The organism is Leptospira langatensis (assembly GCF_004770615.1).
Taxonomy (GTDB): Bacteria; Spirochaetota; Leptospiria; order Leptospirales; family Leptospiraceae; genus Leptospira_B; species Leptospira_B langatensis.
Genome location: NZ_RQER01000005.1, coordinates 277,215 through 290,537 on the forward strand (window position 1 = coordinate 277,215; position 13,323 = coordinate 290,537).

Genomic DNA, 13,323 nt, shown 5'->3' on the forward strand with positions numbered 1-13,323 from the left:
AACCTCCTTTCCCGAAAGAAAGAGGAGAAGAAGGAATGAAATTAGTTTTTGGGGTACCGAATTCTAAGGAACCGTAAGAAAGGACGATAACAGTCCACGGCCATGTGACCGCTGTCCGCAAACGTATTGCAATCGTAGTCCGTCGCTTCGGCCATATCGACGAGAGGAATACCGAACCCGTCGTTGATCGGACGGATCCTTTCCCACCAAGGCGCGGGAATATTCAGATCTTTCAGTATCTTCTCAAGAGGAAGGGAAACTTCCGGTCTCACGACCAAGGTAGGCACTCCGCGAGACTTAACTTCCTCCAGAATATCCTCGTAAAAGGAAAACTGCATTTCGGAAGGAGAATATTTAGGATAGATCCAACCGATGGTCCGAACGGAACTGGCCTCTAATCTACCGTAATCTTTTTCCATGAATCCGCCCGCAGGAGAAAGAGCGTTTCCCTTATCCTTGTGCAGGGAATCGATGGTGAGCTGTTTGATCAGGTCTGCCTGTTCGAATTTCTTATTGGTAAGATGGGCGTACACATTCTCCAAATAAGGCTTATTCTTGCTCACTCCGAAGAAAAAATTCGCAAGATAATAATTCACATTTTCCTTTCCCAAAGTCCAAGCGTGAGAAAGAATAAAACGCAGATCAAAACTATGAGCTAGATTCGATTTTTTGAATGTAGTGCTATTCGCGTTAAACTGGAACGGATCCGCCTCCAGAACTAGATAATCCGGCTTTACGCCGGCCTCAAAGAGTCTCTCCAAAAAATAGAGATAGTATGCCGGAGTCGTAACCGCGGAGGAAAGATTGTACACTTCCCAATCCGGATAAAAGTCCAGGATCTCCTGGTTCTTAAAATAAAGCATCCTGGAAGATCCCATAAGAAGAACTAGCTTCTTATCGGAACGCTGCGGCACATCCTTGCCGAATTTGGAGATCATCTCCTTGAGGAGCTCTTGTTTTACATCGTAATAGATATACGTTAGTTCTACTTTAACGTAGTCTCGGACCTTATCCAAAAAGAAGATCTTATCGAATGCAAAAACGAATAAAAAAAGAAGGACAGGATAAAATAAGAAAGGCTTGGTAAGGAAGTTTAATTTTTCTTCCGGATTAGGCTCGAGATTCGACACGAACTCAAAACTCCCCGGCGGGACCGGGGATGTCAATAGAATATATCTTAGGCGGTAGCGAGAGTTTCTGTGGATCTACGGCGTTTTTGCAGATCTGTCAGCCATTCGTCGGTGCTCTTGCAATAAGAAACAAGACGCTTCACATAGGCTCTGCGTTCTGGATCCAGGATCTCTCTCGCTTCTCTCACGATCTCTTCGACGATCTTGATATGGAAGGAGAAATGACTGGTAAATAGGTTGAAGTATTCTTTGTCGGTAGAGAGCCAATCCTTAGCTTGGACATCTTGCCAAAAGTCTTCCATCTTGGAAATATCGGCGTCGAAATCGGATTCATACGGAGAGTTTAAGATCGCAATCGTGTCTGTGATATCCGTCAGACTCTGGAAGTACGGATCTAGTTCTGGAAATTCCACTATCATTACCACCTTGAAAGAGCAGTCCTCACGAATCTACTCCGCTGAGGAAGGGTGTACCTCTTGCTTCGCGGAGAGACCGCGCGAACCCTGTGGAACAGGGCTCTAAAGCCATCTTTTTTTAGAGACCCGAGAGTTCAAGAGAAAATCTTGGCAGCATTTCAGATCGGTTTCCGAATTTAATTCTTCATCAGATATTGGAGAAGGTGCATGCTTTCTTCGTCCCAACCTTCGGATGCAGCTTCTATCCAAAAATCGAATTTGTCTCCGAGGGGATAACCGGAATTAGTTAGCTTCAGGATCGTGCTTTCTTCTCCATCCTTCTCGAATTCAAGTTTCAATTCTATATCACCTGCGGGATGATCCTGCCATTGGAGGATCAATTCTTGAAAAGGAACGATCTTCTTATAGATCCCGTTGGAAGTTAGTTCACCTTCCGGACCCAAATTCCAAGTCCAAGAGAAATTCCCGCCGATCTTAGGACGACCGGTCACCTTATCCGCGAGCCAATGGATCAGCTCCTCGTTAACCGTCACAGCGCTCCAAACTTTTTCCAAAGGAAACGCATATTTAAATTCCTTAACGATGCTTCTTGTTTCCATAGCCTTGAGCTCCATCTAATGAAAGTCCTTATAGAGTTTTTTGTACAGTACCTTTTCCAAAAAAGACGGAGAAATATTCCGCATCCATTTCAAGAACCAACCGCTCTTGTCCATCACTACCAATCTAGAATTCGGGTCCTCTATCGCTTGGATCATCTTATTTGCCACTTCGAGAGGGGTCTTGCTTTTACCGGAATAATGGGACTCGCTTAATTGATTGCCGTCCCCGTCGATCCCATTCGCTCTCAGGTTGGTCTTGGTATAAGGAGGGCAGAAGATAATAAAGCGTAGTCCCTCTTCAGACAATTCGATCCGAGCGGATTCCATAACCGCATGCAGAGCCGATTTGGAAGAAGAATAAGCGCTTCTTGCGGGGATCCCGTACAACCCACTTACAGTAGAAGTCACCATTACCGATCCCTTATTCTTTTTCAGATAAGGAAGAAGACGAAGGGTCAAAAACACAGGACCAAAGAAATTGATATCGAATGCCTTGCGAAATGCCTCGATCTGTGTCTGATCGAATCTAGAGTGGGCCGTGACTCCCGCATTATTGAATAGAACGTCTATTCCATCAGTAAGCTTGGAGATCTTAGTTGCAGCCTTATTGATCTCCTTCTCCGAAGAAAGATCCACAGAAATATGAGCTAACGTGGCCGCTCTCTTTTCCTTGCCCTTTGCGACCCTTTGGATCAGCTCCGGTTCCGTACGGGAAAGATTGATGATCTTGCAAGGAACCTTGGACAATAGATCGAGAAGAGAGGCTCCGATTCCGGAAGAGCCTCCCGTGATAACGATGGTCTTACCTACCCAGGTATCGGCGCGCATCTAACTAAATCTGATTGGACGCGAGTCCGCTTCAAGCCTTTTCGTAACCTAATTTGTGACAGTTGCGTCCGCTTTCGCCTCCACCTCATCCTGGATGAGACGAGCCTCGGCTCGGAACGCGATATAAGACCAGACCCAGGTGATAAAGATCGAGATCTTATTCTTAAAGCCCACTTGATAGAAGATATGAACGAACAGCCAAGCTAGCCAACCCAAGAGGCCTTTCAGTTTGAAATTGCCGACTTGAGCAACTGCATCCTGTCTGCCTATAGTTGCCATGCTTCCCTTGTCCGTATAACGAAACGGTTTTCTCTTCTTTGATTTCACATCCCCATGGATCAGGGAGGCAACATATCTTCCTTGCTGCATGGCAACGGGAGAAACTCCGGGAAGAGGTCTCTCCAATCCCTTGGAATAACTAGCGATATCTCCGATCACAAAAACTTCGGGATGACCTTCTAAATTGCAATACTCGTCGACGATCACTCTTCCGGCTCTGTCCATAGGGGCTCCCAAAGAAGCTCCGATAGAATTCGCTTGAACTCCTGCAGCCCAAATAATCGTAGCGGAAGGGATCCTTCTTCCTTCTATCTGCACTCCCTCGTCGTCTATTTCGAGGACTTTGGTACCTGTCAGGACCTCCACTCCCCTTTTTTCCAAACGTCTCTTTGCGAACTCGCTTAACTTAGGAGAGAAGGTTGCAAGCAAACGAGGAGAAGCCTCGATCAAAGTGATCTTTGCTAAAGCAGGATCTATGGTATGGAATTCGTTTCTCACGATCTCGTGAGAAAGTTCCGCGATAGAGCCGGCAAGTTCCACGCCTGTGGGACCTCCACCGATGATCACGTAATTCAATAATCTCTTGGTCTCTTCCGGATCTCCTGCCAGCTCCGCTTGCTCGAAAGAAGTCAATATCTTAGTACGAATAGACAATGCATCCCTTAAGGATTTCAGGCCGATAGAATGTTTCCTCCAATGATCGTTCCCGAAATAACTGCTTTTGGCGCCCGCAGCAAGTATTAGATAATCGTAATCTTCTGCATGATTCTGGAAATAGACTTTCTTGGACTGGACATCGATCTTTTCTACTTCTCCCAAATAAACGGTTACATTCTTTTTGTCTCCGATGAGAGAACGAGTTGGGATCGCTATGTCCGCAGGACTTAGGACCGCTGTGGCAACTTGGTATAATAAAGGCTGGAACAAATGATGGTTTTTCTTGTCGATGGCGACGATCTCTAAGTTCTCGTCCTTGGAAAGCTTCTTGATTGCCTGCAATCCACCGAATCCGACACCGATCACTACGATCTTCTTTTTCTCTATAGCCTTAGGCATTCTTTACTCCATTCTTATTCAAAACAAACTCCAGAAATCCTTCCGAAGCGTCCGCTACGATTTGTTGAACCTCTTCAAAATCCTTCATGGTTCCGTAATATGGATCCGGAACATCCGAATCCTTGCCCGGGCCTTTTTGGAACTTTCTGAACAAATGGACTTTTTTTCTTTCTTCGTCGCCGGAAGCCAGGGCGAATAAATCCTTTTGGTTGGATCTGTCCATGGCGAGGATATAATCGAAATTTTCAAAATCGGACTTTTTAAATTGCCTGGCCTTATGCACAAGCTCGATCCCTTTCTTGCGAGCGGTTTGCCTGGCTCTCGGATCTGCGAGTTCTCCTAAATGATAGCGTGACGTGCCACAGGAATCCACTTCGAAGAGATGAAATAGCCCTCTCTTCTGGATCAGATCGATAAACGCTCCTTCGGCAGCCGGAGATCTGCAGATATTTCCCAAGCAGACAAACAAGACCTTACACTTAAGCTGAGAATCGGGAGAATCCACCATGATGGAAAAGAAACTATTTAGCTTCGATTTTCTCCCATAAGAACTCAGGGATCGATCTCATCAGCACACCCACAAGCGCCCAAGGAAACCAAGGCACAGTCGCAGATCTGACGCCGGATTCGATCCTATCGTAAATTTTTTTGGCTCCCTTTTCTACGGAAACAAGAAAAGGACGAGAATCCAACTTTTGATTGATAGGAGTATCTATGAAGCCCGGATGGATCACCGTGACCTTGATCCCGGACTTTCGGACCTCTCCTCTCAGAGCTTCTAAGTAAGTCGAGACCGCCGCCTTGGAAGTGGAGTAACTTGCGGAACCAGGCAGCCCACGGAAGGAGGCCACCGAGGAGATACCTACTATCTGCCCCTTCTTCTGAGATCGGAACACACTTTGTAAAGCGGAGACTCCTGCCATGAGGCCGAGAAGGTTCGTATCGATCACCTTCTTATCTGCTTCAAAACTCTTGGCACCGAAAGAAGAACTGGTGGAGATCCCAGCATTCGCGATAAATAGATCCGCTCCTCCCAGATCCTTTGCCAATTTGGGAAGCACCTTAAAATTGTCTTCGGTCTTGGAGACGTCCAGGCTTGCTGTCAAAACCTTTCCGCCCGCATTAAAGCCCCGGATCTCTTTTGCGATCTCTTCCAAAACTTTTTTACGGCGTGCAGTCAATGCCACATCATGCCCCGCTTTGCCATACAATATGGCCAATTCTCTGCCAATTCCGGAGCTAGCTCCGGTTATAATAACTTTTTTCTTAGAACTCAGGTTGGACATAGAAGTAAACCGCCGAGTGATCCATTAAATTGGTTTACCACAAGGCGGGAAAAGAATTATTTTACCAGTAAAATACATTGTAAAAGAGAAAGACTAAGGGTTCGGCAACCGCTCCGTAACATTTCGATCCGGAAAGAGAATGGATACTTTGGAAGAAGTTTTAAAATCAAAGGAAGAAGAGATCCAAAAACTCAGAGAACTCTTGGAGCTGTACGAGAGAGTCTCCAAGCTAGGCGAAGAAGAGCTACTCGCCGCAGAGCAAACCCTGAACGCGCAGGAAACCACTGCCAATCTAGCCCGAAACGAACTCATAGAGATGAGAGACCGTTTCAAAGGTCTCGGTCAACTCAATTCGGAAAGAAAGACCGCGATCTTAGAGATCGTAAACGATAGACAAGCCCCTCTTCCTAGCCTTGCCACCAAGTTCGAGGAGATGGGCAAGAAGGACGATTATTTCTACTCCGACTTCTTTCGGATCATAGCCAACCTGGACCTGCCCGAATCGGAGGCCAGATCCCTTTGGAAAGAAGTCTATGCCCATGCAGAAGGGATCAGTAAACAGCTCGGCCGAAGCATGAACTTCGTGGTCGCCCTACTAGATTATATTTATTTAAAGAATCGGCTCATAGAGAACCCCAAGATCGTGGATATCTATTCATTCGAAGAGATCATCCTGAATGCCGTCATAGACGAAGGCACCGGGATCTATAATAGACGATATTTCAATCTGGTCCTCAATAAAGAGATCACCCGAAGCAAGAGATACCAACGAAGCTTCTGCTTGTTCCTATTCGATCTGGACAATTTCAAGAAGATCAACGATACCAAAGGACATTCTTTCGGGGACGATATACTGAAACTGGTTGCGGGAACCTTAATGTACGCCTTCCGGACAGAGGATATCAGCTGCAGGGTGGGAGGAGAGGAATTCACGGTCATTCTACCGGAAACTTCCAAGGCAAATGCGAGAGTCGCTATAGAGAGATTCCGTACCTACCTCAGAAATTCCTCTAAGAACGATTTTGGGATAGAGGTCACCGTCTCCGGAGGAGTCGCCGAATACCCCAAAGACGGGGAAGAAAGCAGCCGACTCTACTCGATTTCCGATGCAAGATTGTACGAGGCCAAATCCTTAGGAAAGGACAGGATCGTCTACGAATAGATCTACCTGATCTAATTCTACTCTATCTGGTACTCGATCTCTTTGGTAGTGATCTCGTTTAATTTAGAGATCAGAAGCTCGTTCGTATTTGCCAAACGGTCCGCAAGAATTCTTACCATCTTAGCGGCAAACTCAGGATTCGCGATCAGATATCTCTCCAATTGCTGCTTGGATTCTACAGGGACCATCTCGGTATCCACAATCGCTCTTGCAGTGGCAGTCCTAGGCTTGGCTCGGAACAAGGCCATCTCACCAAAAAAATCGCCTTTCTTCATTAAGGCCAGGCGAGTGGCCGAATTTTTATGAGTAAAAAATATTTCAACAGTGCCGGAGGTGATGATATACATGGAATTATTCAATTCACCTTCTCTGAAAATAATTTGCCCGGCGGGAATATTGATTTTGTTCATGAACTCCTGCTTCCGATTTTCGGCTTTTCGTTTGCGATCGTTTCCATATCGATCGCCTTGTTTATCTGACTTTTTTTCCTATCAAATCCTAACCCATGCGGGCCTCAAAATAAAGGAACTTCAATAGGCAGACAATGGATCCTATTTAATGATCGGGTTTACAAAGTGAATTCTCGAGCCCTTTCCCAAAGAAGGAACTCCCCTGCCCTACTCCAGAATTTTTGAGGAAATTCGGGATTTTGCAGAAGATACCTGAGATTTACAGGCCATCCCTATAAGATCACAAAAACAGAGAGGGACAAAGAAACTCCTGTTGATTATGTCTCATTAAAATCCCGCAAAACTCAAATCCGAAGCTCATCCATCATTGCGGGCGAACCCTAAAGAATATACAGTGAGCCGAGGAGCTTGACGGCCCACAAGAAGCCCTTCAGGACATTCCATTCCGAAAGCGAGCGTCATAAACAACGCCGGACTCTCGGATCTCAGAAAGAGAATTCGCGTACGCAATCAGGATCTTGAGAGCAAACACGCTTCTCTCCCTGATATAAGAATCTTCTTGGGAAACAGGTTCACCTCCGTTGACGAGATGTTCCACCTCTCGGAAGATCAAATGTTCCGGAATATAACAGATCTTGGTGTTCTTATAAGAACTCGCACGAAGCTCATGGATCGGGAATGCGCCACCTCTGGCTGCCGAAACAGAGGCGAGCAATGCAGGCTTATGGCCCAACTGAACGAGTCCCGCATGTAAGAAGAAATTCTTGATCGCAGGGCTTGCCATTCCTCCGTATTCGGGAGTGACCACGACAAAACCTTCTGCACTTTTGAGCTCGGAATCGATAGGTTTCCATACGCCTTGCCAAACTGAATTCGATTCCGTCTGAGTAGAGTCATAGAAAGGAAGAGGATTCTTTCCCAGATCCAATGTCCAGGTTTCTACCGACATCTCTTTTAACTTAGAGGCCAAAAAGGCTCCGACCTTTGCTGACTGGGATTCTTTCTGTTGAGAAGCTACTATGATACCGATCTTCATTCTATTCCTTTGGTATAAACGATTGGCTTCGAGAACGAAAGGAAACTTCTTCTCAAAGCACTTGCTGAGAACAAAATAGAAAAACGGGGGTTTTCTCCAACGAGAAAAAAAGCGAAAGGCTCAGCTCAGGCCGTATTTTTTCTTCAGATTAGAAAGTTCTCTTAGGAAAGAATCCCTGTTCTTAGAACTAAGGGATTTCAGATCCACTATGATCCTCTCGGGCGCCTTGCGGGGTGAAATGATTTCACCCCCTCTGCCTTCCTTCTTCTTCAATAAGGTTTCCAGGTTCTTGACAGAAGGCTCAGCTCCAGTCTTCAGCAATTCCGCAACCGATCTTTGGTCCAGTCTTGCGATCGAGCTCAATTGCTTTACATATCTTTCGGTGTAACCTAAGATCTTTCCGACTTCTTCTGCAGTTTTCTTTCTTTCTTTTCTGAGGAATTGGATAGCGCGTCCCACTTCCCAAGGGTTTAAACTTTTTCTCTTTTCGTTCTCGGCCAGGGCCATTTCGTAGCATCTATCTTCGGAAGCTTCCGTCTCTACCACAGGAACGGATTTCCAGCCAAGGATCCTTGCGGCCTGGAACCTTCTCTCTCCTGCTACGATCTGGAACTTCTTACCTTGCTTACGGACTACGATCGGCTCTATCAACCCTAGTCTTTTCATGGACTCGACCAGATCGCCTACTTCTTCTTTTCCGAAGACTCTTGGTTGGTCCGGATTCGGGAGAATATCCGAAAGCGAGATCTCTTTCTTAGAAGTTTCTTCTCCGCCGAAGGCGGTCAGCAAATCCAGTCCCGCGAAATCAGCTCTTTTTGCCATCGGATCTCCTCATTACTTCCTCGGCGAGAACGGAAAACATCTGCATCGCCTTGGGATCGTATTCTGATAAAAGTTTGCGTTTTGCTTGGGACTGAGGAATTGCCTCTCTCCGATACACAACCGATTCGAAAACAGGGAAATATTTGCGCACAGTTTCCGCGAGACCCGAAAGAGCCCTTGAGTCCTCGTATTGATTCAAGACCGCTCCCAAGAGTCCAAGGGTCGGATTCGCTTTCTTTCGGATCTTCTCGATCGTACCATGAAGGTCCTTCAGCCCTTGCACGCTGAACGCTCTGGTTTGTATGGGGACTAGCACCGAGTCTGCCGCGATCAGAGCATTCTCCAGGATCAATCCGAGAGACGGAGGACAATCTATTATAATATATTCATAAGAGGAGCGCACAGGCAATAGAGCTTCTTTCAGAAGATCAAAATCGTCTCTCTCATACGGAGTAGTAAAGTTCGCTAAATGAATAGAAGAAGGGACCAGATCCAATCCGGGTGCAAGATTCACTATGATCTCGGAGATAGGAAGCTTATCCTCGTTCTTATATCCCAGAGAATGAAAGACGGACTTCTCCGTTTGCCCCACATAAAGCTGAGTGATATTTGCCTGAGCATCCCAGTCCAAGAGAAGCACTTTCTTTCCTGCCTTAGACAATGCTTCTGCCAAGCAAATGGAGACTGTGGTCTTTCCTTCTCCGCCTTTCTGATTGGAAACAGCTATGATCACAGATTCATATGCACTCTTATCCTTCTTGGAGAAGTACTTATCCAATACTTCTGCCTTGTACTTTCCTTTGCCATCCTTTGGCACGGACCAGGCCTCCGCCTTTTCCAAGAATTCCTCCTCGGAACCTAAGGCGTATTCGGAAAGAACCTCTTCTACGTTCAATGATCTCGCTTTCACAAAGCACTCCGGAACTATCCTCTTGTTCCCCTTAAAGTCCCAATTTGTCAAGAAAACCTATGTCTCATTGGCCTCTAAGCGGGAAAAAACCGAATTGAAACGGTAGGGTAGGGGATAATGCTGGGGAGATTGCCTAGCGGAACAGGAATTCCATTAGGGGTGAAATCATCTCACCCCTTCGGCTTCAGGATGAAATGAAAATTCTAATTCGATTCTTGCTCTTATCTATCTTTTTAGTCCATCTGCAAAATATCCAAGCCCAAGACAAGGGCCCCCCTCTCATCCTAAAGACAGAATCCGATCAGAAGAACGAAACTACCCCGTCCTCCGGCGGAAACATTCCCTCCTTCCTGAAGGACTTTCTATCTCGCAGCTCCTTGACCGGGCTATTCGGCCAGAACGGCGGACAGCATATCTTCGAATCAGGGACCAAATATCCGAACCTCTCCGGAGTAAAGGCGGGGTCCAGGATCACCTACGATCGTGAATTCCAATACGGAGGTCTCGAGTTCAAGCACTGGTGGAATGGCTGGGAGATCAGCCTAGGATATAGAAGTAATTTTAAGAACCAAAGGACGGAGCAGGGTAGGGACGAGGACTTCTTCATGGGAAGCGTGACCCAGGAGAGAGGGACAAAGATCGATCTAGGTCATCTTAGCTTTTACGATACACCCTATACTTTCACCGGCACCCAGAATTTCGCGGACGGTCGGGGAAAGCTGAAGATGAAACAGGATCGCATCAGCCTCCAAGCCAGAAAGTATTTCGGCACTTCCGACCCGGACCCTCGTAAGGCTGGTTCGGGAATATTCCTATCCGGCGGAGCCCATTATAGTTTCTTTAAATATTATCTCTACGATGTGACCCAATGGATCGCAACTGTCCCGATAGTCACCTATGGCCCCATCGGGATCGGGCTTAGTTATTCCAATTCCACTTGGGAATTCCCCTTTGGGATCGGCTATAGGTATTCTACCGGGAATTGGATGTTGGAAACAGGTTTTATGGGAAGCGTTTGGTATAGCCACTACAGGGATTACCATTACCAAAGGAACCTCAACTTCATAGGAGACTCTTCCGGATATGGGATAGAGACCCATATTGCAGGAGCATATGTTCTGAACTCTTGGATGTTCTTATTAAAGTTAACCGAATACAGACTGTACGGACAAGGAAGCTTTCAAACTCACGGAGGATTGAATACATCCGATATCCTTTCAAATTTCTCCGGAGAATATAGGAATTATCTTAGCACGAAGCAGTTCGCAGTAGAACTTCAGATCACTAATTTCTTGGATTGGATCTCTCGTTAATGAAAAATAAACTCTTACTCATCAATTTGGGCGGTCCCAGGACTGCGAAAGAAATCCCTAAATTCCTAAAGGACCTGTTCGAAGATCCCCTGGTGTTCGATCTTCCCATCCCTGAATTCCTAAGGATACGACTTGCAAGATGGATCGCTTCCACTCGATCCAAGAAAGTAGAAGAGACATACGCTTCTATGGGATTCGGAGGCGGATCTCCTTTAGTAGACGAAACGGAGAAACAGGCGCAAGGATTACAAAAAATCCTAGAGGCAAACGGAGAAAGCTGGGAAGTACGGACGGCGATGTGCTGTGGTTATCCAGATATCCGAGAATTCCCTAAGGAATGGACGGACCCAAAGCAAGGCGTCGTTTTATTACCGCTCTTTCCTCAGTTTTCAAGATCCACTGTTCTCTCCACGGCAATGCTCATGGAAAAGCAATTGGGCTTCTGCCCCGCATCAGATCCTCTTTGGGTCAGACCCTTCTCCGCAAGAAAAGAATACTTGGAATCCTTGAGGGACCTGATCTTGGACTTCTTCCAGGGAAAACTTTCGGAGAAAGATTTCTTACACCTGCATTCCAAGCCGATCGTAAATTGGGAAGATCTGGATCTAGTATTTAGCGCTCACGGTATTCCTCTTCGACTCATCCAAAAAGGAGATCGGTACACCGAAGAAATAGAGAAGAACGTGGAGAACTTAACCCGCTTGCTCAGAGAAAAAGGATTCAAAGGAGAAGTCCATCTTTCCTACCAGAGTAGGGTAGGGCCAAGCAAATGGACTACTCCGAATACATTGGATAAAATGCAAGAATTGGGAGAGAGGGGAAGAAAGAGAGTCGCAGTCTATCCCATTAGCTTCGTAAGCGATCACTTGGAGACTCTAGAGGAGATAGGAGTGCAGATCAAAGACCATGCACTTTCCCATGGGATCCAAGAATATTATAGAATTCCTGCACCGGGAACTTATACTCCTTTCTTAAAGGCGCTCGCAAGTTTCGTCCTGGAAGCAAAAAAAGCGGGGCAGGATCGGACAACTACGGCCTGTGTTTGCAAATCTTCCGGAGGATGGGATCCACAAAAGGAAAGGATTACTTGCCATTCGAGATGACGCGTTATGCGGCACTTCAGCAGTAAGATTGAATCGCAGCTGATATAGCCAAAGGTAGTAAATTACTGTCACAAAATTCTGTATTTAGGCGGAGGAACCAAATGAATACTTTTCCAGTACGACATATCGGCGTTAGCCTTTCTATCGATCTCAAGACGGTTTACGAATACCTAGCGGACCCTAAAAATTTTCCGGAATGGGCATCCGGACTCTGCAAATCCATTCAGGCTTTAGATAACGGAGAATGGTTGATCGATTCTCCCATGGGAGAACTGAAAGCCGTTTTTTCTGAAAAGAACCCGTATGGGGTTTTGGATCATACCGTGATCTTCGGTCCGGACAAAAAAGTAAATAATCCGATGAGGATCCTCGCAAACGACCAAGGCAGCGAGCTTGTATTTACCCTATTCCAACTCCCGGAAATGTCAGACCAGAAATTCGAAGAAGATGCCGCCTGGGTAAAAAAGGATTTAACAGAACTAGCGGAATTATTAAAAAAGAAATTCTCTAAGTAACTCCAAAGATTGCGAGAGCCCGTCATGGACCCGAAGAAGAAAGAGTTCAAAGATATAGACGAATACATTTCGTCCCATCCGAAAGAAGTGCAGAAGGGTTTGCAGGAGATCCGAGCCGCGATTCATAAATCGGCTCCTCTTGCAAAAGAAAAGATCAGCTATAATATGCCCGCGTTTGATCAGAACGGCACTCTAGTATATTTCGCAGGATTCAAAAAGCATATAGGCTTTTATCCTATGATCAGTGTGCTGGATACTCTTAAGGACGAATTGTCCAAGTATAGAACATCGAAAGGAACCCTCCAATTCCCGCATGGAGAGCCGATTCCCTTGAAAATAATCTCTAAAATAGTTAAACTGAGAGTGAAAGAGAATATGGACCCGGATCGAAAGAAAAAGAAATCAAAGTCTTTATCTAAGAAATCCTAAAGACCGTTTTGCTCAAAGGCCCTTTCTAA

General features: G+C 46.0%; 16 protein-coding genes. 5 read left to right on the top strand and 11 right to left on the bottom strand.

Translation table 11 applies throughout. The features are described 5' to 3' along the window. Positions 1–41 precede the first annotated feature (41 nt). The 7 genes from EHO57_RS09220 to EHO57_RS09250 all read right to left on the bottom strand — a co-directional run bounded on the left by EHO57_RS09220 (position 42) and on the right by EHO57_RS09250 (position 5,594). Positions 42–1,130 carry a DUF1574 domain-containing protein gene (locus EHO57_RS09220; protein WP_135646512.1) on the bottom strand — a complete coding sequence of 363 codons (1,089 nt, stop codon included), beginning with the start codon at positions 1,128–1,130 and terminating at the stop codon, positions 42–44. A gap of 47 nt (positions 1,131–1,177) precedes the next feature. Further along, positions 1,178–1,543: a PLU-1-like domain protein gene (locus tag EHO57_RS09225; protein WP_135646719.1), complete on the bottom strand. Its 366-nt coding sequence runs from the start codon at positions 1,541–1,543 to the stop codon at positions 1,178–1,180. Between the two features lie 179 nt (positions 1,544–1,722). Then, the gene (locus tag EHO57_RS09230; RefSeq protein ID WP_135646513.1) at positions 1,723–2,145 is read right to left on the bottom strand and encodes an SRPBCC family protein; all 423 of its coding nucleotides are present in this window, start codon (positions 2,143–2,145) and stop codon (positions 1,723–1,725) included. Positions 2,146–2,160: 15 nt separating this feature from the next. After that, positions 2,161–2,973, bottom strand: a complete 813-nt coding sequence (locus EHO57_RS09235; protein WP_135646514.1) for an SDR family NAD(P)-dependent oxidoreductase — start codon at positions 2,971–2,973, stop codon at positions 2,161–2,163. Between the two features lie 48 nt (positions 2,974–3,021). Further along, positions 3,022–4,308: an NAD(P)/FAD-dependent oxidoreductase gene (locus tag EHO57_RS09240; RefSeq protein WP_135646515.1), complete on the bottom strand. Its 1,287-nt coding sequence runs from the start codon at positions 4,306–4,308 to the stop codon at positions 3,022–3,024. Next, positions 4,301–4,816, bottom strand: coding sequence for a low molecular weight protein-tyrosine-phosphatase (locus tag EHO57_RS09245; protein ID WP_135646516.1), 516 nt, complete (start codon positions 4,814–4,816; stop codon positions 4,301–4,303). Before EHO57_RS09245 ends, EHO57_RS09240 begins: the two co-directional genes overlap by 8 nt. Before the next feature lie 13 nt (positions 4,817–4,829). Beyond that, on the bottom strand, positions 4,830–5,594 hold the full coding sequence (locus EHO57_RS09250) for an SDR family NAD(P)-dependent oxidoreductase (RefSeq protein ID WP_135646517.1): 765 nt from the start codon (positions 5,592–5,594) through the stop codon (positions 4,830–4,832). A gap of 139 nt (positions 5,595–5,733) precedes the next feature. On the opposite strand from EHO57_RS09250, the gene EHO57_RS09255 reads away from it, so the two are divergent. Beyond that, a complete protein-coding gene (locus tag EHO57_RS09255; RefSeq protein WP_135646518.1) occupies positions 5,734–6,756 on the top strand; it encodes a GGDEF domain-containing protein in 1,023 nt (340 codons plus the stop codon). A 17-nt stretch (positions 6,757–6,773) separates the two neighbouring features. Here the strand turns inward: EHO57_RS09255 and EHO57_RS09260 are convergent, their stop codons facing one another. The 4 genes from EHO57_RS09260 to EHO57_RS09275 form a co-directional block, all read right to left on the bottom strand. Then, positions 6,774–7,166, bottom strand: coding sequence for a Crp/Fnr family transcriptional regulator (locus EHO57_RS09260; protein ID WP_135646519.1), 393 nt, complete (start codon positions 7,164–7,166; stop codon positions 6,774–6,776). Positions 7,167–7,596: 430 nt separating this feature from the next. Further along, positions 7,597–8,202 (bottom strand): NADPH-dependent FMN reductase, encoded by a 606-nt coding sequence (locus EHO57_RS09265; protein WP_135646520.1) that lies wholly within the window; start codon positions 8,200–8,202, stop codon positions 7,597–7,599. A gap of 120 nt (positions 8,203–8,322) precedes the next feature. After that, positions 8,323–9,024: a ParB/RepB/Spo0J family partition protein gene (locus EHO57_RS09270; RefSeq protein ID WP_135646521.1), complete on the bottom strand. Its 702-nt coding sequence runs from the start codon at positions 9,022–9,024 to the stop codon at positions 8,323–8,325. Beyond that, the gene (locus tag EHO57_RS09275) at positions 9,008–9,934 is read right to left on the bottom strand and encodes a ParA family protein (protein WP_135646522.1); all 927 of its coding nucleotides are present in this window, start codon (positions 9,932–9,934) and stop codon (positions 9,008–9,010) included. The genes EHO57_RS09270 and EHO57_RS09275 overlap by 17 nt, the downstream gene beginning before the upstream one ends. Positions 9,935–10,128: 194 nt before the next feature. On the opposite strand from EHO57_RS09275, the gene EHO57_RS09280 reads away from it, so the two are divergent. The 4 genes from EHO57_RS09280 (at position 10,129) to EHO57_RS09295 (ending at position 13,294) form a co-directional block, all read left to right on the top strand. Continuing rightward, complete coding sequence (locus tag EHO57_RS09280) at positions 10,129–11,247, top strand: putative porin (protein WP_135646523.1); 1,119 nt, start codon at positions 10,129–10,131, stop codon at positions 11,245–11,247. Next, complete coding sequence (hemH, locus tag EHO57_RS09285) at positions 11,247–12,350, top strand: ferrochelatase (protein WP_135646524.1); 1,104 nt, start codon at positions 11,247–11,249, stop codon at positions 12,348–12,350. Before EHO57_RS09280 ends, hemH begins: the two co-directional genes overlap by 1 nt. A 101-nt stretch (positions 12,351–12,451) precedes the next feature. Then, positions 12,452–12,865, top strand: a complete 414-nt coding sequence (locus EHO57_RS09290; RefSeq protein ID WP_135646525.1) for an SRPBCC family protein — start codon at positions 12,452–12,454, stop codon at positions 12,863–12,865. Between the two features lie 24 nt (positions 12,866–12,889). Further along, positions 12,890–13,294, top strand: coding sequence for an iron chaperone (locus EHO57_RS09295; protein ID WP_135646526.1), 405 nt, complete (start codon positions 12,890–12,892; stop codon positions 13,292–13,294). Positions 13,295–13,323 lie beyond the last annotated feature (29 nt).

Bases quoted from the DNA above. Each gene is read 5' to 3' on its own strand.
- EHO57_RS09290 (WP_135646525.1), top strand. From the start codon at position 12,452: ATGAATACTTTTCCAGTACGACATATCGGCGTTAGCCTTTCTATCGAT.
- EHO57_RS09230 (WP_135646513.1), bottom strand. From the start codon at position 2,145: ATGGAAACAAGAAGCATCGTTAAGGAATTTAAATATGCGTTTCCTTTG.
- EHO57_RS09260 (WP_135646519.1), bottom strand. From the start codon at position 7,166: ATGAACAAAATCAATATTCCCGCCGGGCAAATTATTTTCAGAGAAGGT.
- EHO57_RS09250 (WP_135646517.1), bottom strand. From the start codon at position 5,594: ATGTCCAACCTGAGTTCTAAGAAAAAAGTTATTATAACCGGAGCTAGC.
- EHO57_RS09255 (WP_135646518.1), top strand. From the start codon at position 5,734: ATGGATACTTTGGAAGAAGTTTTAAAATCAAAGGAAGAAGAGATCCAA.
- hemH (WP_135646524.1), top strand. From the start codon at position 11,247: ATGAAAAATAAACTCTTACTCATCAATTTGGGCGGTCCCAGGACTGCG.
- EHO57_RS09235 (WP_135646514.1), bottom strand. From the start codon at position 2,973: ATGCGCGCCGATACCTGGGTAGGTAAGACCATCGTTATCACGGGAGGC.
- EHO57_RS09295 (WP_135646526.1), top strand. From the start codon at position 12,890: ATGGACCCGAAGAAGAAAGAGTTCAAAGATATAGACGAATACATTTCG.
- EHO57_RS09265 (WP_135646520.1), bottom strand. From the start codon at position 8,202: ATGAAGATCGGTATCATAGTAGCTTCTCAACAGAAAGAATCCCAGTCA.
- EHO57_RS09245 (WP_135646516.1), bottom strand. From the start codon at position 4,816: ATGGTGGATTCTCCCGATTCTCAGCTTAAGTGTAAGGTCTTGTTTGTC.
- EHO57_RS09280 (WP_135646523.1), top strand. From the start codon at position 10,129: ATGAAAATTCTAATTCGATTCTTGCTCTTATCTATCTTTTTAGTCCAT.
- EHO57_RS09240 (WP_135646515.1), bottom strand. From the start codon at position 4,308: ATGCCTAAGGCTATAGAGAAAAAGAAGATCGTAGTGATCGGTGTCGGA.
- EHO57_RS09270 (WP_135646521.1), bottom strand. From the start codon at position 9,024: ATGGCAAAAAGAGCTGATTTCGCGGGACTGGATTTGCTGACCGCCTTC.